The sequence below is a fragment of the Sphaerisporangium rubeum genome (genome assembly GCF_014207705.1).
Lineage (GTDB): Bacteria > Actinomycetota > Actinomycetes > Streptosporangiales > Streptosporangiaceae > Sphaerisporangium > Sphaerisporangium rubeum.
Genome location: NZ_JACHIU010000001.1, coordinates 6,190,813 through 6,211,883 on the forward strand (window position 1 = coordinate 6,190,813; position 21,071 = coordinate 6,211,883).

Annotated in this window: 6 protein-coding genes; 1 reads left to right on the forward strand and 5 read right to left on the reverse strand. The window is 71.6% G+C overall.

Features of this window, described 5'->3' with window-relative positions:
• Nucleotides 1-50: 50 nt before the first annotated feature.
• Nucleotides 51-13,601, reverse strand: coding sequence for a non-ribosomal peptide synthetase (locus BJ992_RS26195; RefSeq protein WP_184985434.1), 13,551 nt, complete (start codon nt 13,599-13,601; stop codon nt 51-53).
• 533 nt (nt 13,602-14,134) lie between these two features.
• Between BJ992_RS26195 and BJ992_RS26200 the strand changes: the two genes are divergently transcribed.
• Nucleotides 14,135-15,793 (forward strand): AfsR/SARP family transcriptional regulator, encoded by a 1,659-nt coding sequence (locus BJ992_RS26200; protein WP_184985436.1) that lies wholly within the window; start codon nt 14,135-14,137, stop codon nt 15,791-15,793.
• Between the two features lie 699 nt (nt 15,794-16,492).
• On the opposite strand, the gene BJ992_RS26205 is transcribed toward BJ992_RS26200, so the two are convergent.
• From BJ992_RS26205 to BJ992_RS26220, 4 genes are all read right to left on the reverse strand, one after another.
• Nucleotides 16,493-17,326: a ParB/RepB/Spo0J family partition protein gene (locus tag BJ992_RS26205; RefSeq protein ID WP_184985438.1), complete on the reverse strand. Its 834-nt coding sequence runs from the start codon at nt 17,324-17,326 to the stop codon at nt 16,493-16,495.
• A 461-nt stretch (nt 17,327-17,787) separates the two neighbouring features.
• Entirely contained in the window at nt 17,788-18,576 is a 789-nt protein-coding gene (locus tag BJ992_RS26210) for an ABC transporter permease (protein WP_184985440.1), read from the reverse strand.
• Nucleotides 18,573-19,985 (reverse strand): ABC transporter permease subunit, encoded by a 1,413-nt coding sequence (locus tag BJ992_RS26215; RefSeq protein WP_184985442.1) that lies wholly within the window; start codon nt 19,983-19,985, stop codon nt 18,573-18,575. Before BJ992_RS26215 ends, BJ992_RS26210 begins: the two co-directional genes overlap by 4 nt.
• Nucleotides 19,979-20,917 (reverse strand): ABC transporter ATP-binding protein, encoded by a 939-nt coding sequence (locus BJ992_RS26220; protein ID WP_184985444.1) that lies wholly within the window; start codon nt 20,915-20,917, stop codon nt 19,979-19,981. The genes BJ992_RS26215 and BJ992_RS26220 overlap by 7 nt, the downstream gene beginning before the upstream one ends.
• Nucleotides 20,918-21,071: the final 154 nt, after the last annotated feature.

Consider the following 21,071-nt stretch of genomic DNA (forward strand, 5'->3'; position numbering starts at 1 on the left):
GAAAAGCGACCGAACGACTCGGCCGCTTTTCCTTTTACGACAAATGCCGCTCAGCGGCCCCCCATCTGCTTCATGATCGCCGCGAGGGTCGCGTCGTTGAGGCCCGCGAGCGGGAAGTCCGACGGCGTGAGCCCCCCGGCGTCCGGGGACAGGCAGTGCTCGACGAGGCCCGTCAGCGCCGCCACGTAGTCCCGCGCGACCCGCTCCACGGTCGCCGCGTCGTGCAGGCCGGCGCTGTAGTACCAGTCGAACACCATGCCGCCGCCGGGGGCCTGCGCCGCCTCGATCTGCAGCACGTGGGACCGCGCCTGGTCCTTCCCCTCGGCCGGCCCGGCCAGCCGCGCCGGCAGGGTCGCCTTGACGAGGCCGTCGCCACCGGCGTCCCCCATCTGGCCCATGTAGTTGAACAGCACCTGCGGCGCGGGAAGCGCACGCAGCCGCTCCAGCCTCGGGTCGGTGGGATCGTCGGTGAGGTGGCGCAGCGCGCCGTAGCCGACGCCGCGGCGCGGGGTGCGGCGCAGTTGCTCCTTGACGGCCTTCACGATGGCCGAGGGGTCGTCGAGGCTGGTGGCCGACAGGGTGACGGGGAAGATCGAGGTGAACCAGCCGACGGTGCGCGACAGGTCGATCCGGTCGTCGATCGCCTCGCGGCCGTGGCTCTCCAGGTCGATCGTCACCTCGCCGGTCCCGGCCCACCGGCCGAGCGCCTGGAGCAGCGCGGCGAGCAGCAGGTCGTTGATCTGCGTGCGGTACGCCTTGTGCGCGCGGCCGAGCAGCGCGGCGGCCGTCTCGGCGTCCAGGGTGACGCGCACCGAACGGGTGGACGCCTCGCTGTCGTCCCCGGCGCCGTCCAGCGGCACCTGGAAGCCGGAGCCGAGCTGGTCCAGCCAGTAGCCGAGCTCGGCGCGGACCTCGGCGGAGGCGGCGAAGGAACGCAGCAGGCCGGCCCACTGGCGGAACGACGTGGACTTGGCCGGCAGCGCGCCTTTCGCGGTGCCGGCGGCGATGACGGCCTGGTACGCCTGCTCCAGGTCCTCGATCAGGACGTTCCACGAGACGCCGTCCATCACCAGGTGGTGCACGGTGACGCCGAGCCAGCCCGGTTCGTCGCCGCGGTCGAAGTACGCCACGCGCAGCAGCGGGCCGCGAGCCAGAGAGAGCGAGTGCTGCAGCGCTGTCATGCGTTCGGTGACGAGCCGCTCCAGCTCCGGCCGGTCGAGGCCGGCCGCGTCGACCACCGAGACGATTTCGGCGGGTTCGTCGGCGGCGTTCTCCTGGACCCACGCGCCGCCGTCGTGCGAGAAGCGCATCCGCAGCGCGTCGTGATGCGCGACGAGCGCGCCGACGGCCTGGCCGAGGACCTTGGTGTCCACGGCGGCGGACAGCTCCAGCACGCCGGACCAGTTCCAGTGGTCGCGGTCGGCGATGTCCTGCTCGGTGAACCAGTGCTGGATCGGGGTGAGCGGCACCGGACCGGTGACGACCCCCTGTTCGGCGAGGACGCCTGCGGGTGCGTCGCGTACGGCCATGGCCAGTTCGCCGACGCTCTGGCGTGCGAACACGTCGGCCACGTCGAGCTGGAGGCCGGCGGCGCGCGCACGGGCCACGATCTGCAGGCTCAGGATCGAGTCGCCGCCGAGCTCGAAGAAGTTGTCCAGCAGGCCGACGCGTTCGACGCCGAGCACCTGCGACCAGATCTCGGCGAGCACCAGCTCGGCCTCGGTGCTCGGCGGCACGTACGCCGCGCCGACCGTCGTGCCGAGTTCCGGCTCAGGCAGCGCTCTCCGGTCGATCTTGCCGTTGGCGGTGAGGGTGAACGCCTCGACGACCATGAGCACGGCCGGGACCATGTACTCCGGCAGCCGGGTCCGCAGGAAGACCCGCAGTTCCGGCACGTCGGCCACGGCGCCGGGGACGGCGACGACATAGCCGACCAGGCGTTTGCCGTTGGGGCCGTCCTCGCGGGCCACGACCACGGCGTCCTGCACGGACGGGTGCTCGGCCAGCACGTTCTCGATCTCCCCGGGCTCCACCCGGAACCCACGGATCTTGACCTGCTCGTCGGTACGGCCGAGGAACTCCAGGACCCCGTCCGCGCGCCACCGCACCCGGTCACCGGTCCGGTACAACCGCTCCCCCGGCAGACCGCTCAGGTGGTCCGCGACGAACCGCTCAGAGGTCAGGCCCGGCCGTCCGGCGTAGCCGCGTGCGACGCCGACGCCGCCGATCAGCAGTTCACCGGCCACCCCGACGGGGACGAGGTTCAGCCACTCGTCCACCACGTGGACCCGCGCGCCGGCCAGCGGACGGCCCACCGGCACCATCAGCCCGGCGCCGTCCACCGGCGCCTCGGCGAAGCCGCCAGGCGCGGGGCCGGTGGCGGGGAGGCCGCCGGGGGTGAGCGGCATGAGCAGCGAGTCGATCGCGGCCTCGGTGACGCCGTACACGTTGGCCGGGACCGCCTGCGGCGCGACGTCCGCGACGGCCGCCACCAGGGCCTCGTGCCGCCAGATGTCGGTACCGGAGATCACCAGGCGCAGCTTGTCCAGGCCGCCGTTCTCGCGGCAGTACCCGGCGAGTTCGCGCAGGAGCGTGCCGGGGACGATCTCGGCGACCTCGATGTCGTTGTCGTCGAGCACCTGGTGCAGTTCGGCCACCGACACGAAGTCGCTCTGCGGGGTGAACACCACGGCCTTGCCGAAGCACAACGCGCGCACGATGTCGCCGACCGACACGTCGAACCCGGCGCCGGCCATCGACAGCATCGACCCCGGCCCGCCGAGCCGCGTGAACGCGTCACCCCACCCGGCGACGTACCCGGCGAGGCCCCGGTGGGTGACGCCGACGGCCTTCGGCCGGCCGGTGGAGCCGGAGGTGAACGCCATGTACGCCAGGCCGTCGAGCGGCACGTCCGCCGGGTCCGGCGCGGCACCCGCACCGTGGAAGCGGTCGGCCATGAGCACAGGGCCGTCGAACGGCGGCAGGTCCTGCTCCAGCGCGGTCGTGCCGATCAGCACCTTCGCGCCGCAGTCCTCCAGCATGAAGCCGAGGCGTTCCACCGGCTGGCCGGCGTTCAGCGGCACGTACACGCCACCGGCCTTGAGCACCGCCATGAACGCGACGACCAGGTCCGCACCGCGGCCGAGGACCACGCCGACCGGCACCTCGGCCGTCACCCCGGCCGAGCGCAGCCACGCGGCCATCGCGCCGGCGCGGGAGTCCAGCTCGGCGAACGTCAGCCGTTCGGTGCCGCACACCACGGCGACCGCGTCCGGGGTGCGCCGGGCCCAGTCCGCCACCAGCGTGTGCGCCTGGGACAGCGCGCCGGCGCCGGCCGAACGGGCCCAGGGGCCGCTGAGCAGCTCGGGTTCACCCGGCAGCGTGACCGGCACGTCCCGCACCCGAAGTGTGGGGTCGGCCGTGACCGCGCCGAGCACACCGGCGAACCGGCCGAGCAGGCGGTCGATCGTCACGCCGTCGAAGGCCGCGGTGGAGAACTCCGCCTCGACCTCCAGCCGGTCGCGCAGGTTGACCGCGAGCATCAGCGGTGTGTTCCCCTGCTCGAACGACTCGGCGTACTCGAACAGCGCGGCCCCCTGCGCCTGCGGGTAGTTGCCGAACACCATGACGCTGTCGAACAGCGCGCTGCCGCGCGGCACCTCCGAGCACCGCTGGATGTCCACGAGCGGCGTGTACTCGTGCCGCTGCACCGCCACCTGGCCGTCCTGCACACGTGGCAGCCACTCGGCGAACGGCGTGTCCGCCGGGACCCGCGCGCGCAGCGGCAGCGTGTTGATGAACAGGCCGACGATGGACTCCATGCCGGCCAGCTCGGCGGGCCGGCCGGAAACGGTCAGGCCGAACACCACGTCACGCTCACCGCTGAGCCGCGACAGCAGCAGGGCCCACGCGGCCTGCACCACCGTGCCGGGGGTGACACGAGCACGCCGCGCCAGCTCCACCAGGCCGGCGGTGACCTCCGGGGACAGCTCGACGCGGCGGCGGTCCTGGTCCCAGTGGTCGGTGACCTGCCGGTCCACCGGCAGCGGCGTCGGCGCCTCGAAACCGGCGAGGTGACCGCGCCAGAAGTCCTCGGCGTCGTCGGCGCGGCCGGCCAGCCAGGCGATGAAGTCGCGGTACGGCCGCGCCGCGGGAAGATCGCGCGCCTCGTACAGCCGGGTGGCCTCGTCCACGAGGATCGGCAGGCTCCAGCCGTCGGTGCAGATGTGGTGGAACGTCAGCACGAGCCAGTACCGGTCGCCGCCTCTGCCGACCAGGGTGACCCGCATCAGCGGGGGCCGCGCCAGGTCGAAGCCGCGGTCGCGGTCGGCGTCGAGCAGGTCGCGCAGCCGCGCGCGGTGGTCGCCGCCGTCGCCTGACCAGTCGTGGAACTCGAACGGCACCCGCGCCGTGTCCTGCACCACCTGCACCGGCTCGGCGACACCTTCCCAGACCAGGCCGGTGCGCAGCGCGGGATGCCGGGCCACGACGGCGTCGAAGGCGGCGTGGAGCGCGTCCGCGTCCAGCGGCCCGGTGTGCTCGTACAGGCCCTGCGCGAGGTAGACGCCTGAGCCTTCGGGGGCCTGGAGCGCGTGCACCAGGATGCCTTGCTGGACGGGGCTCAGCGGGTACACGTCGACCGGTTCCGCGCCGGTGTCGCGGACGGCGGCGGTGAGCCGGTCCACGGTGTCCTGGTCGAGCGTGGCCAGCGGGAAGTCCGACGGGGTGTGGCCGCCGGCGCGGGGGGACAGGCAGTGCTCGACGAGGTCGCGCAGCGCGTCGATGTAGCTCTGCGCGACCCGCTCGATGGTGCCTTCGCGGTGCAGGCCGGCGCTGAACTGCCACTCGACGGCCATGCGGCCGTCGGCGTCCTGGTACACCTCGATCTGCAGGCCGTGCGCGCGGGTCTGGCCGTCGGGTCCGGCGAGCGCGGCGGGGAGGCGCCGCGCGACCAGGCCGCCGGGTGTGTCGCCGGCGGCGCCGATGTAGTTGAACCCGATGTACGGCTCGGGCTTGTCGCCGAGCCGCCGGGTGTCGCCGAGGTGGCGCAGCGCGCCGTAGCCGACGCCGCGTCGCGGGCTGCGGCGCAGCAGTTCCTTGACGGATTTGAGCACACCGGCCGGGTCGGACAGGTCGGGGGCCGACAGCGCGACGGGGAAGACCGAGGTGAACCAGCCGATGGTGCGCGACAGGTCGACGCCGTCGGCGATGGGTTCGCGGCCGTGGCTCTCCAGGTCGATCGTCACCGTGTCGGTACCGGCCCAGCGGCCGAGCGCCTGGAGCAGGCCGGCGAGCAGCACGTCGTTGATCTGCGTGCGGTACGCGCGGTGGACGCGGGTCAGCAGCGCGGCGGTGGTGCCGGCGTCCAGCCAGGTGCGCACCACCAGCTGGTCGCCCTTGCCGGTGGCGCCGGGGCCGTCCAGCGGCACGGTGAAGCGTGGCTCCAGCTGCTGGATCCAGTACGGGATCTCGGCCTTAACCTGCGGTGACGCGGCGTACTCGCGCAGCAGTTCGGCCCACTGGCGGAACGACGTGGTCTTGCGCGGCAGGGCCGCGCGGTCGCCGCCTGCCTCGTACAGCAGGTGCAGGTCCTCAAGGAGGATGGTCCACGAGACGCCGTCCATCACCAGGTGGTGCACGGTGATGCCGAGCCGGCCGGGACGGTCGCCGCGTTCGAAGTACGCGACGCGCAGCAGCGGGCCGCCGCTGAGGGACAGCGACCGCTGGAGCAGGCTCATGCGCTCGGTGACCAGCTCGTCGAGGCGCCGCTCGTCGAGGCCGACGGCGTCCACGACCGAGAACAGGTCGGCGGGTTCGTCGGCGGCGTTCTCCTGGGTCCAGGCGCCGCGCGTGGAGTCGTACGTCAGGCGCATGCGCAGCGCGTCGTGGTGCGCGACGAGCGCGTCCACGGCGCGGGCCAGCGTGCCGGCGTCCACGGGTCCGGCCAGGTCGAACACCCCGGACCAGTTCCAGCGGTCGCGGTCGGCGATCGGCTGGCGGGTGAACCAGCGCTGCACCGGGGTCAGCGGCACCGGTCCGGTGACGGTGTCCTGCTCGGCGAGCACCTCGACGGGGTCGTCCCCGGCGGCCAGGGCCAGTTCGGCGACGCTCTGGCGTGCGAAGACGTCGGCCACTTCCAGGCGCAGGCCGGCGGCGCGCGCACGGGCCACGATCTGGAGGCTGAGGATGGAGTCGCCGCCGAGCTCGAAGAAGTTGTCGTGCGCGCCGACCCGTTCCACGCCGAGCACCTGGGACCAGATGCCGGCGAGCACGACTTCGGCGTCGGTGCGCGGCGGCACGTACTCGGCGCCGCCGGAGGCGGCCGCGTCGGGTTCCGGTAGCGCGCGGCGGTCGATCTTGTCGTTGGCGGTGAGCGTGAACGCGTCCAGCACCATGAACACCGACGGCACCATGTACTCCGGCAGCCGTTCATGCATGTACGCGCGCAGGTCGGCGACGTCGGCGTCACCGGTGACGTAGCCGACGAGGCGCTTGCCGGACGGTCCGTCGGCGCGGGCCACCACCACGGCGTCCCGCACGCGGGGGTGGTCGGCCAGCACGGCCTCGACCTCGCCGGGTTCGATGCGGAACCCTCGGATCTTCACCTGAGCGTCGGTACGGCCCAGGAACTCCAGGACGCCGTCCGCGCGCCACCGCACCCGGTCACCCGTCCGGTACAACCGCTCCCCCGGACGGCCGCTCAGATGGTCGGCCACGAACCGCTCGGCCGTCAGATCGGCCCGGCCCACGTACCCCTGGCCGACGCCGACGCCGCCGACCAGCAGCTCACCGGGGACACCTGGGGGGACGAGGTTCATCCACTGGTCCACCACGAACAGCGACGTGGCGACCAGGGGACGGCCGATCGGCACCACGCCGTCGCCGGTGCCGTGGCCCGCGCCGAGGTCGAACAGCGAGCTGAACGTCGTGCACTCGGTGGGGCCGTAGCAGGCGACGAACCGCAGGCCCGGCAGGCGGTCGCGTACCTGGTCGCAGTGCGCCGGCGACAGCGCGTCGCCGCCGGTGAGCAGCAGCCGCAGGCCGTCGAACGACTCGGGGGCCGCCTCCACGACCTGGTGGAACAAGCCGGCCGTGACGTGCGCCACCGTCACCTCGTGCTCACGCAGGAACGCGCCGACGTCCACCCCTTCTACCCGGCCGCCGGTGGCGACGACCAGCGTCGCGCCGTTCAGCAGCGCGGCCCAGATCTCGAACGTCGAGGCGTCGAACGTCACCGGCGCGAGCTGCGCCACGACGTCGCCGGGTGCGATGCTCAGCACCGGGTCCACGCACAGCCGCACCACGCCGCCGTGCGTCACCTCGACCCCCTTCGGCACACCGGTGGAGCCGGAGGTGTACATCACGTACAGGGGGTCATCGGCGTCCGCGTGGCCGAGTCCGCCCGCGGCGGGCTCGATGTCGCGGACGTCGATGACGCGCACCCCGTCCAGCTGGTCCGGCATCGGCTGTGCGGCGGTCAGCACGACACCGATGCCGGAGTCCTCGATCACGAAACGCAGCCGGTTCAGCGGCCACGACGGGTCCAGCGGCACATAGGAGGCGCCGGCCCCCGCCGCTCCGAGGATCGCGGTGACGAAGTCCACGCCGCGTTCCACGAACACACCGACCCGCGCACCGGCCCGCGCCTCGCGCAGCACCCGCGCCACCCCGGCGGCGCGGTCCTCCAGTTCCCCGTACGTCAGCTCGGTCCCGCCGCCGCGCACGGCCGGCACGTCCCGGCCCGTGGCGGCCCTGCGGGAGAACATGGCGGTCAGGGACGTGCGCTCCACCCCGGCGCCGGAGACACCGAGGCCGCGTACGCCTTCCAGCTCGGCGGCGCCGACCAGGCCGACCGCTCCGACGGGGGTGCCGGCGTCGCCTGCCACCGCGCCGAGCACCCCGGCGAGCCGGTCGAGCAGGCCGTCCACGGTGGCGGTGTCGAACGCGCCGGTCGAGTACGTCACCTCGAAGCCGAGGCGCTCGCCGCCGGCGAACATCGCCACGTTCAGCGGGTAGTTGCCGAGTTCCACGTAGTCGAGCAGCTCCATGCCGCCGGACAGGCCCTCGGTCATCTGCACGACGAAGATGCTGTCGAACAGCGACACCCCGCCGCGCACCTGCGAGCAGCGCTGGATGTCCACCAACGGCGTGTACTCGTACCGCTGGGCCGCGAGCTGGGTCTCCTGGAGCCGCCGCAGCCACTCGGCGAACGGCACGTCCGCGGGGACCTCGGTGCGCAGCGGCAGCGTGTTGATGAACAGGCCGACGATCGACTCCATGCCGGCCAGCTCGGCCGGACGGCCCGCCACGGTGACGCCGAACACCACGTCACGCTCGCCGCTGTAGCGGGACAGCAGCAGGGCCCACGCGGCCTGCGCCACCGTACCGACCGTCACCCTGGCGCGGCGGGCCAGCTCGGTGAGCCCGGCGGTGACCTCGGGGGACAGCTCCACGCGGCGGCGGTCCTGGGCCCAGTGCTCGGTGACCTGGCGGTCCACCGGAAGCGGCGTCGGGGCCTCGAAACCGGCGAGGTATCCGCGCCAGAACCGCTCGGCCTCGCCGAGGTCGCGCTCGGCGAGCCAGGCGATGAAGTCGCGGTACGGCCGCACCGGAGGCAGCGTGATCTGCTCGCCGAGGGACAGCGCGTCGTACACGCGGCTCACCTCGGCCAGCAGGATCGGCAGGCTCCAGCCGTCGGTGGAGATGTGGTGCATGGTCCACACCAGCCAGGACCGGCCCGCGCCGCGGTCGATCAGGTGGACGCGCATCAGCGGCGGCACCGCCAGGTCGAACCCGCGGGCCCGGTCGGCCTCGAGCAGTTCGGCGAACCGTTCCTGCTGCTCGTCGTCGGGAAGCGTGGACCAGTCGAGCGCCTCGAACGGCACGGTGACGTGGTCGCGCACCACCTGCACGGGCTCGGTGACGCCTTCCCAGACGAACGCGGTGCGCAGCGCGGGATGCCGGTCCACGACGACGTCCCAGGCGCGCTGGAACAACACGGTGTCGACGCGCCGGCCGGTCAGCTCGTACAGGCCCTGCGCGAGGTACACACCTGAGCCCTCGGGGGCCTGGAGCGCGTGGAACAGGATGCCTTGCTGCACCGGGGTGAGCGGGTACACGTCGGCCAGCTCGCCACCGGCCCGCCGCGCGGCGGCCGTCAGTGTGTCCACGGCCGCCTGGTCCAGCGCGGCCAGGGGGAAGTCCGACGGGGTGTGGCCGCCGGCCTTGGGGTCCAGGCAGTGCTCGACGAGTTCGCGCAGCGCTTCCACGTAGGCGCGCGCGGTGTGCTCGACGGTCTCCGCGCGGTGCGCTCCGGCGCCGTAGTGCCACTCGAAGGCCATGCGGCCGTCGTCGTCCTGGAAGACCTCGATCTGCAGCGCGTGGGCCCTGGTCTGGCCGTCGGGGCCGGTGAGCGCGGCGGGGAGCCGCCTCGCGACGATGCCGCCGGTGGAGCTGTCGAGGCCGCCGAGGTAGTTGAAGCCGACGTACGGCTCGGGGGTGTCGGCGAGCGCGCGCACGCGGGGGTCGGACCGGTCGCCGAGGTACCGCAGCGCGCCGTGGCCGACGCCGCGGCGCGGGCTGCGGCGCAGCAGTTCCTTGACGGACTTCAGGACACCGGCGGGGTCGGAAAGGTCGGGGGCCGACAGCGCGACGGGGAAGATGGAGGTGAACCAGCCGACGGTGCGCGACAGGTCCACGCCTTCTGCGACGGACTCGCGGCCGTGGCTCTCCAGTGCGATGGTGACGGCGTTCGTGCCGGCCCAGCGGCCGAGGGTCTGCAGCAGCGCGGCGAGCAGCACGTCGTTGATCTGCGTGCGGTACGCGCGGTGGACGCGGGTCAACAGGGCCGCGGTGGTGCCGGCGTCCAGCCAGACGCGCGCCACGGCGTTCTCGCCGGTCGGCGGGCCGTCCACCGGGGGGTGGAAGCCGGTCGCGGACTGCTCCAGCCAGTGGTCCAGCTCGGCGTGGGCCTCGGGGGACGCGGCGTACTCGCGCAGGACGTGCGACCACTGGCGCAGCGACGTGGTCTTCGGCGGCAACGCGCCGTCGGCGGTGCCGGTGGCGGCGATCGCGTGGCAGGCGGCGCCGAGGTCGCCGAGCAGGACGTTCCACGACACCGCGTCCATGACCAGGTGGTGCACGGTGAGACCGAGCCACGCGGGGTCGTCGCCCCGGTCGAACAGCACGGCGCGCAGCACGGGGCCGTGGGCCAGCGACAACCGGTGCTGTGCCTCGGTCATGCGGCCGGTGACCAGGGTCTCCAGGTCGTGGCCCGCGGTGACCGCCACGGTGAGCAGTTCGGCGTGCTCGGCGGGGACGATCTCCTGGGTCCACTCCCCCTGATCGTGCCGGAACCGCAGGCGCAGCGCGTCGTGGTGCGCGACCACGGCGTCGAGCGCGCGGGTCAGCGTGGCGGCGTCCACACCCGGGGTCAGCTCGAACACGCCTGACCAGTTCCAGTGGTCCCTGTGCGCGATGTCCTCGGCGGCGAATCGGTGCTGGATCGGGGTGAGCGGCAGTGGTCCTGCGACGGTGCCTTGCTCGGCGAGCACCTCGGCGGGGGTGTCGCGTACGGCCAGGGCCAGTTCGGCGACGCTCTGGCGTGCGAAGACGTCGGCGACCTCCAGTCGGAGGCCGGCGGCGCGCGCACGGGCCACGATCTGGAGGCTGAGGATGGAGTCGCCGCCGAGCTCGAAGAAGTTGTCGTGCGCGCCGACGGTCGCCACGCCGAGCACCTCGGACCAGATGCCGGCCAGGGTGATCTCGGTCGGGGTGGCGGGTGCCACGAACGTGGTCTCGACGGCGAGGCGGATGTCGGGGTCGGGGAGCGCGCGGCGGTCGATCTTGTCGTTGGCGGTCAGCGAGAAGCCCTCCACCACCATGAACACCGACGGCACCATGTACTCCGGCAGCCGGCCGTGCATGTAGGCGCGCAGGTCGGCGACGTCGACGCCGCCGGGGTCCTCGGGGACGACGTAGCCGACCAGCCACTTTCCGGACGGGCCGTCGGCGCGGGCCACCACCACGGCGTCCCGCACGCGGGGGTGGTCGGCCAGCACGGCCTCGACCTCACCGGGCTCGATGCGGAACCCTCGGATCTTCACCTGAGCGTCGGTACGGCCCAGGAACTCAAGGACGCCGTCCGCGCGCCACCGCACCCGGTCACCCGTCCGGTACAACCGCTCCCCCGCACGGCCGCTCAGATGGTCGGCCACGAACCGCTCCGCGGTCAGTCCCGGACGGCCCACATAGCCCCGGCCGACGCCGACGCCGCCGACCAGCAACTCGCCGGGAACTCCCGGGGGGACGAGGTTCATCCACTGGTCCACCACGAACAGGGAAGTGGACACGACGGGACGGCCGATCGGCACCACCGCGTCGCCTGCGGGGAATCCGGCGCCGAAATCGAATATCGAGCTGAACGTCGTGCACTCGGTCGGTCCATAACAGGCCACGAACCGAAGATCCGGCAGCCGGCGGCGTACCCGGTCGCAATGCGCGGCCGACAACGCGTCACCACCGGTCAGCAACAGCCGTAAGCCGTCGAAGGACTCGGGAGCCGACTCCACGACCTGATGGAACAATCCGGCGGTAACGTGCGCCACAGTGACCGCGTGTTCACTCAGGAAAGCACCGACGTCGAGGCTTTCCACCCGGCCGCCGGTCGCGACCACGAGCGTGGCGCCGTTAAGCAGAGCGCCATAGATCTCGAAAGTCGACGCGTCGAAGGACACCGGCGCCAATTGCGCCACCACATCGCCGGGGCCGATTCCGAGCACCGGATCGACACAGAGCCTTACCACACCGCCTTGCGTTACTTCCACACCTTTTGGAACGCCGGTGGAACCGGACGTGTACATCACATAAAGCGCGCCGTCCCCGCCGGTCCCCACGGCGTCCTCGCTCACCGGCCGACCCGGCGGCATGTCGGCGAGCGCGACCACGCGTGCGTCGCCTGCGCCGTCGGGAAGGGGCTGACCGGCGGTCAGCACGACGGCGGCGCCGGAGTCGTCGATCACGAAGCGCAACCGGGACAGCGGCCACGAGGGGTCGAGCGGCACATAGGACGCGCCGGCCGCCGCGGCGCCGAGGATCGCGGTGACGAAGTCCACGCCGCGTTCCACGAACACGCCGACCCGGTCGCCGGGCCGCACCCCGGCGTCGCGCAGCAGCGCCGTCACGCCGCCGGCGCGCGCGTCCAGCTCGCCGTACGTCAGTTCCGCGCCACCGCCGCGCACCGCGGTCACGTCGCGGCCGGCGGCGACCCCGCGCGCGAACAGCCCGATCAGCGACGTCTCGTCCACCTCGACGCCGGAGACCCCGAGGGCACGCAGGCCGTCCGCCTCGGCGGCACCCGCGAGGCCGAGCGAGCCGGCCGGCGCCTCACCGTCGAGGTTCTCCAGCAGGCCGGCGAGGCGGGCCAGCAGGTTCTCCACGGTCGCGGCGTCGAAGGCGCCGGTGGAGAAGTCGGCCTCGACGGTCAGGCGCCGGCCACCGGAGATCGTCAGGTGCAGCGGGACGGGGTCGGTGGCGGCGTACGGCAGCGCGGCGAGGCCCGTCACGCCGTCCGGCAGGTCGGTGAGGACGGCGGCGAACAGCGGGGTCCCCGGCTCGATCTCCGAGTACGCCTGGATCTCGGCGAGCGGCGCGAACCCGTGGCGCCGCACCGCCTTCTCCTGTTCGCGCAAGGAGCGCAGCCACTGCGCGACCGGCAGGCCGGACGGCACCTGGACGCGCAGCGGCACGGTGGTGGTGAAGCTGCCGACCAGCGGTTCCATGCCGGCGGGACGGCACGGCAGCGTCAGGCCGAACACGACGTCGCTCTCACCGGCGTGCCGCGACAGCAGCAGGGCCCACGCGGCGTGCGCCACGGTGGCGAGCGGCACCTCCGCGCGGCGCGCGAGGCCGGCCAGCGCGGAGGTCAGCTCGGGGGTCAGCTCGACGCGGCGCCGGTCCCGCTCGGCGGGGCCGTCGTGCTGCCGGTCCACCGGCAGCGGCGTCGGCGCGTCGAAACCGGCCAGGTGGCCGCGCCAGAACGGCTCGTCGGCGGCGCGGTCACGGCCCACCTGCCAGGCGACCACGTCGTGATAGGGCCACACCGGGGACAGCGCCGAGATCGCGTCGCGGCGCAGCGCGGCGTACGTCAGGGCCACCTCGTCGAGCACCACCCGCAGGCTCGGCCCGTCGCACACCCCCCGGTACGCGCCGAGCAGCAGCAGGCACCGGTCGCCGAGGTCGGCCACGTACGCGCGCAGCAGCGGCGGACACGCCGGGTCGAAACCGCGTGCGGTGTCGGCGCGCAGCAGGTCCGCCAGCCGTGCCTCGTGGTCGCCGTCGCGCCAGTCCAGGGTCTCGACGGGGACCTCGGCACGGTCACGCACACGGAGGACGGACCCGTCGGCGCCGAACCCGGCCCGCAGCGCGGCGTGACGCGCTGTGACGATCTCGAAGGCCCGCCGGAACGCCGCCGCGTCCGGACCGCCGGCGAACTCGCGGACCCCCTGAGCCCAGAACGCGCCCCTGGCACCGGCGGGTGCGCCGTCGAGCGCCGCCGCCATCGCCTGCTGCACCGGCGTCACAGGATACGAATTCTCAGACACGATGTTCTTCCCCGGGGTCGGTCGGACGAGCGACGGCGGGCCGCGAGAGAGGCACCCGGCCAGGATGGTCAAAAACTTGATTGTTTGCCTGACAGGTGATTCTGACTTTGCTTGACCGCCATTGCCGGTGTGCCATCCATTACGCGGCGAGTGAACGGAGCCACCCCTCCCGGTGACGTCGTCCCGCACGTCACGGCACATGCGCCGCGACGATAAATTACGTCGTTCATATTTCAACTTGATTTCAGTGTGATGTCTGTTGCGACGGCCGCGCTCGGCGTTACAGTAAGCCCGTCCACGACACATTCGCACACCATGGGAGACACGGCAGATGTGTCAACGAAGGAAACCGGCAGCTCATTGGAGGTGGCATGCTGGAGTTCGGTCTTCTCGGACCGTTCACAGTCAAGCTCGACAACAAGGTGGTCCCGATACCAGGCCGCGGCCCGAAAGCGGTGCTCGCGCTCCTACTCCTTAAACCGGACACCGTGTTATCGACGACCCGCATTATCGACTCCCTCTTCGACTCAGAAATGAGCGACATAAATGAGGGACGACTGCTCAACCGGGTACGCATTCACATATCACGGCTCCGCGCCACGCTGGAGCCGTGCAAGGTGTCGATCACCTCGGTCGACGGTGGATACGTGCTCCGCCTTCCGCCTGAGACGGTCGTGGACGTGACCGAGTTCAAGCGGCTGGCGCGTCAGGGACGAGCGGCGTTACAGGGTGGCCGGCACCACGAGACGGCCAAACTGCTCAAGATCGCCGATCAGACGTGGCGGGGATCCGCGCTGACGGGCTTCTCCGGCCGGTACTTCCAGGCGGAGGCCGACCATCTGGAGCAGCTCCGGGTGGATACCATCGCCGATCGCATCGAGGCGGCGCTCGCGCTCGGGCATCACGCTCAGGTCACCGAGGAGCTCCACGAGCTCATCAGGGACCACCCGCTGAACGAGCGGTTCTACGGGCAACTGATGCTCGCGCGGCACCGCGCCGGGTACAGCGGCGAGGCGCTGCAGGTGTTCGCCGACCTGCGTGAGGAACTGGTCGACAAGCTCGGCACCGACCCGAGCCCGGCGTTGCAGGCGCTGCACGAGCAGATCCTGCGCCAGGCGCCGTCGCTCGGCGTCGTCACCCCCGCGTCGCAGACACCCCGGCAGCTGCCGGCGCGTCCGCGTGCCATCGCGGGCCGTACCGCCGAGCTGAAGGAGGTCCGCATGGCGCTTGAGCAGCGTGAGCCGCTCGTCGTCATCACCGGGCCCGGCGGCATCGGCAAGACGACGCTGGCGCTGGAGGCGGCGCACCAAATCTCCGGCGAGTTCTCCGGCGGCGTGCTGTTCACCGACGAGCCGGAGAACCCGGCGACCGTCCTCGAACGGTTCCTGCGCGCCATGGGTGCGGCGGACATCCCCGCGGGGATCAGCGAGCGCAGTGCCCTGTTCCGGTCCCTGCTGACCGGACGCCGGGTGCTCATCGTCATGGACAACGTGACGGGGGTGCAGCAGGTGCGGCCGCTCATGCCCGGAGACCCCGGCAGCGCGGTCGTCGTGACCAGCCGTTCGCCGCTCACGTCGCTGCGGTCCTTCCGCACCACGCTCGGTCCGCTGCCGGCGGACGCCGCGCGTGGACTGCTCGCGCGAGGGGTGCGCAACGGGGACCCCTGGCAGGAGCACGAGGCGGCGAGAAAGGTGGTGGAGTTCTGCGCCGGGATCCCCCTGGCCATGGACATCGCCGCCGCCAAGCTCGCCGCCAAGCCGCACTGGACGATGAAGCAGCTCGCCGATCTGCTCGCCGACCACACCACGATGCTCGACACGCTCAGCCACGACGACCGGGCCATGCGGCCGGTCCTCGCGGGGGACTACGAGACGCTGAGCACCGCGGCGCGCTCGACGCTGCGGAAGATCGGTTACCTGGGGGCCAAGGTGATCGACGTCTGGATGGCCGCCGAGGTGGAGGACGTGTCCGAAGCCGAGGCCATGCGGAGGCTCGACGAACTGACCGACGCACACCTGCTCCGCGCGGAGCTGGACGGGGATCGGAACGTCTACTACTGCCACGACCTGATCCTGGCCTTCGGCCGGGAACGCGCGCTGGACGAGGACGATCCGGCCGTGCTGGCGGACGCGGCGAACAGGGGCTTCCCGTTCTCCGGTGAGGAGTGCGGACGCGCGCTGCTCAGCAGGTGAACGCCGGGACCCTGCGCCTCCGGCGCGGGTCCCACACAACGGGGACAACGGGGACGACGGGGAGACGGGGAAGCGCGACCGATGCACACGATGCCGTCGCAGGGGCTCAGGAGTGATTTTAAAAACACTCGGCACGGCATGGCCGGTGGCCGCGAGCGTTTCGCCGATGAGTCGGCGCAGTTGTCTTAAAATTACGGCCCGGCCGTCGCGCCGGGCCTCCCACCTGCACGGGAAGCCTTTCACATCCGCCGGCGACACCGGCGCGAGGCTTCCCGGAGCGGACGGGGACCCCACGGCCCGGCGGCTTCGAGCCGCCGGGTCTCGTGCCGGGTACGTGACCTCCGCCGGACCGGCCGACCGGCCGTCCGCGCGGAGCGGCACGCGGCGTCGTGGACGGTGACCGGCGGCCGGACGCGCGCGACGTCCGGCCCTGTCCGGCCACGGGAAAATCATTTCGGACAGCACAGTATTTGACCGATGCTCGTAGCCTGCTTGCCCCCGTATTTCTCCGGCACCGCACAACCGTCGTGCTCCGGAGAAAGTGGCCCTCGCCGTCCGGCCGCTTCGAAAGGCCGCCGGTTTCAGGCCGTGCTGTCTCGCCCCGTTGACGCCGCCACGCCTTGTTTCCCTCGCACGGCCGGCGTCCGGATCGTTCCGGCCGCCGGCGTTTCCGGGGCGACGCGCCGCTTTCGCGGCGGGTTACCTGTGTGACAACTCGGAACCCACGAGATGCCGCAAGGCATCACTGAGCAGACGTTGGGCCGCCACATCTTGTGTCATTTTTTCCTGCTTCGCATATAGTTGCAGGGTTCTGTGTTCCTCCGGGCTCAGTGTTACGATGATCTGCCGCGGTTTCTTCTCCGTCGACGCCTCTTTCAGCAACACCGTGACCGGCGTCTCCGGATTCTGGACCTTCGACTTCAGCACGCTGCGCCGCTGCACGGCCGTCATGTTGGACAGGCCCGCGGCCAGCGCCTTCACCTCGTCCTGGGCCATCGGCACCGACGAGTCGGTGAGGTCCTGGACCTTCAGTGCGACGTCGAGGCTCGCCTCGCCGGAATCGACCATGTTCTGCAGGACCGGCGTCAGCCGGTCGTATTTGATGTGCTTCCGCACCTCGTTATAAGGCAGCCCGGTCTCTTCAGCCACCATCCGCGCGCTCCCGTACCTGCGGTAGAGAGCGGTGCACCCGTCGATGATGTCCCTGCTGTCGAGATCGACCCGCACGAGGTTCTCGGTGAGCGACAGAACTCTGGCGGTCGTCAGATCGACCGCCTCGTCGATGATCGCCGCCAGAATGCGGCTCCGGCCGAGGATGCGATGCGCGTGCACGCGTCGCTGCCCCATGAGAACTTCCAGTTTCTGCGCGTCCTGCGCATGCGGGCATACAACGATCGGCTCCAGCATGCCATGCCGTCGGATACTCTCCGCTAATTCCTCTATCCCCTTATCCGCCCCCCGTACACGGGCCTGGCCCTCACTGAGTACCAGGCTTTTAATAGGAATCTCACGAATCGCCCGAATAGCTGGCATCAGTCCCCTTCCCAGCAGCGTTGATCACGGGACGTACCGTTGATCTTGGGAGAGTACTGGGCCATCTTCACATATCCATCAAAGCCAGTTCAAGGCTGCTGGACGACGGCCATACCCCCTCCGGCCTGTGGAAACCGGGGCCGGACCGCCGTCCGCCGGACCGACCACCGTAACGAAAGGGACAGTCCACCCGAAACCTCGTAGGGGGTACCCCTCCGCGGCCTGCCGGGTGTCCACCCCGGTCAGGGCCCGAATCGGGTTTCCTCCGCTGCTGGGAATGCGTCTGAGTCTTGACAACCACCTCCGACCTGCGGTGTTCACTCTCTGTTGTTCTGGCGGGCCCAATACGGGTTATAGGATTCGCTGCTAATAGTTACAAGTTGTAATAACTTACTTACAATATGCTAGGAACCCTGGTCGGGGATACCAGGTGGCGGTCCCTCTGCCCTGTCCGAACCGGTTCACGCCTCCCGTACCACGAAGATCACGCCTCCGATGATCATCGCCACGGCCGCGTACGCGGCGAGCACCCCGAGGCCGGGCCACGGCCCGATCGGCAGCCGGTCCAGATCTCTGGTCGCCTGGATCGCGAGGCCCGCCGTCATCGGCGAGATCCTGCGCAACCGGTCCAGCCACTCGGGGTCGGTGACGAACGTGCTCATCACCGGCACCACGTACAGCAGGCCGAGGATGGCGGTGATGCTCACCGCCGTGTCGCGCAGCACCGTCGTGACGCCGAGCGCGAGCAGAGCGATCAGTGCCAGGTAGAGCACCGTGCCGAAGGTGGCGCGGAACGTGGGACCGTCCGCGAGCGACAGCGGCGGATACCCGTTGGCCGGGGTGAAACCGTTCGCCGGCATGATCACGTTCCCGACGAGCAGCGAACCGAGCACACCCATCGCGCCGGTGGCCAGCACGATCCCGAGGATCACGGCCGCCTTGGTGAACAGCACCTCGACCCGCCGCGGCATCACCGCCAGCGTCGTGCGGATCATGCCGGTGCCGTACTCGTTGCTCATCATGAGGACCGCGAACACCACCACCAGCGCCTGGCCCAGCCACACACCGCGCAGAGCGAGCCGGGCCGTGTCCTCGTAGCAGGTGGTGACCGTCGGGCACTGCGCGGTGCTGACGGCGGCGGTCGCTCCCGCCGCCGCCAGCACCGTGCACACGGCGATCCCCACGGCCAGCCACGTGTTGCCGCGCAGCGTGCGGACCTTCGTCCACTCGGCGCGCAGGGAATGCCTCATGCCTCCTGCCGTCCCACGCGCCAGATCGCGACCCCGAGCGCGACCGCCGTGTACGCGCACAGCACCGCGAACCCGGACCACGGCCCGATCGCCGTGTCGTACCGCATGATGGTCTGCTGGATCGCGAAGCCGGCCGCCGGTGTCACGGCCTCCAGCCACTTGGCCACCGTCAGCGGCAGCGCGGTGCTCGCCACCAGCGGCACGAGCAGGAGCAGGAGCACGGTGGTGATCGCGACCGTGCTGCGGCGCACGATGGCGGCGACCGCCAGGCTGAACACCGCGACCACCCCCATCAGCGCCGCGGTGCCGACGACCCCGCGCAGCACCTGCGGATCCGACAGCGACGCCGCCGCGGCCTTCCCCTGGTTGATCATCGGCGCGGCGATGAGGAACACCGCGAACGACGCCACCAGCCCCACCACGAACGCCGCACCGCCGAGCACGATCGCACGCGCGGCCAGCACCCGGCCACGCCGCGGGCTCGCCGTGAACGTCGTCCAGATCAGGCCCTGCTGGTACTCGGTGGTGACGAACAGCACGCCGAGCGCCACCAGCGCCATCACGCCGATCATCGCGCCGGACAGGATCGTCTTGGTCTTGTCGGTCGCGAACTGGTAGAAGCCGATGTCACCGGCGCCGACCAGCGAGAACGTCGTGGCGTTCGGGTCGACCGCGGTGTTGCCGTTGCTCTTCCACGGCGCGAGCTGCTGCGGCCTCGCCGGCTCGACCTTCACGTTGTCGAACGACGCCTTGCCGAGGTTGGTGGTCTCGCTGATGTCCTCGCCGCCGAACTGCCGCAGCAGCTTCAGCGCGTCAGGCGAGGCGACGAACACACCGGTCTCCACGGTCGACCCCATGCCTTCGAGCGTGACCGTACCGACCTTGGACCACGACGCGCCGTCCGCCGACTCGTACCCGGTGACCGAGCTCCCCGTGCGGGTGAGCTTCAGCCAGCGCGGCGCGCCGCTGTCGGTCCCCGGCAGGTCGGTGACGAAGTTGGACTGCAGCCGCACCCCGTGGCCCGGCGTGATCATCAGGGCCGCGTACGGCGACCCCGGCTGCGCGCTGACCCGCATCATCAGGCCGGCCTTGGCCCACGGGTCGTTGCGCTCCTGCGTCGCCACCCGCGCGACGAGGCTGCCGTCGCCGGTCAGCGGCCGATGCACGTAGCTCCCCGCGTCGCGGAACTGCGGCGAGATGCCGGCGGTCGAGCCGTCCCCGCCGGCGCTCTGCGCGCCTGCCCCCGAAGCGAGCAGCATGCCGACCAGGACGGTCGCCGCCGCCGCGGCCAGCATCGTCAGGCCCCAGCGGGGGACCGACCTCAGCTTGGTCCACTCGGCGAGCAGCAACTGCGGGAACCCGTCCCGCGCGCTCTCCACGGTGCTGCGGTACGGCGTCATCGTCACCACGACGGGGCCCCCTGACCGGCGGGGGTGGCCTGGAACTCGACAGAACCGTGAGTGAGCTCCAGGTAGGCCTCCTCAAGCGTCGGCCGGCGCTCGGCCACACCGGAGAACGACACTCCGGCGTCGGTCAGCAGCGACACGATCTTCGCGACCGGCAGCCCGGTGACGGTGACCTCGTCGTGGTCGGTCGCGGCCACCGTCGCGCCTTCCTGGTTGAGCACCGTGATGGCCTCGCGGACCTGGCCGGTGCGCAGCGTCACCCGGCCGTCGGACGCCTTGGCGAGCAGCTCGCGCACACTGGTGTCCGCGATGAGCCGTCCCCTGCCGATGACCAGCAGGTGGTCGGCGCTTCCCTCCAGCTCCCCCATCAGGTGGCTGGACACCAGCACGGCCCGGCCCTGCTCCCCGAGGCGCCGCAGCAGATTGCGTATCCAGATCACCCCCTCGGGGTCCAGGCCGTTGACCGGCTCGTCGAAGATCAGCACAGGCGGGTCGCCGAGCAGCGCACCCGCGATGCCGAGGCGCTGCCGCATGCCGAGCGAGAACCCCCCCGCGGCACGCTTCGCCACCGTCGCCAGCCCGACGAGCTCCAGCACCTCGTCCACCCGGCGGCCCGGCAGGCCGTTGGAGTGGGCCTGCCACAGCAGATGGTCGCGAGCGCTACGGCCCGGGTGCAGCGCGGACGCGTCGAGCAGCGCGCCGACCTGGCACAGCGGGGTCCGCAGATCCTGGTAACGCTTCCCGCCGACCAGCGCCGTCCCCTCGTCCGGCCGGTCGAGACCGAGTAACAGGCGGATCGTGGTGGACTTGCCGGCGCCGTTCGGCCCGACGAAACCGGTGACCTGACCAGGCCGCACGGTGAAGGACAGGCCGTCGACGGCCACGGTGCCCCCGTAGCTCTTGCGCAGCCCGTTGATCTCGATGGTTGCCTCCATGACACAGAACGCTACGGACCCACCCCCTCCCGGTCGTCCCGCCGCGGAACCGTCTTCCACGTCCCGGCCCGAGGTGACCCCCGGCCCCCGCGTCCCCCTGACGGGGGATGCCGTCCGTTCTCCGCGCGGGGGATGCCAACCCCTCACCGAAGTG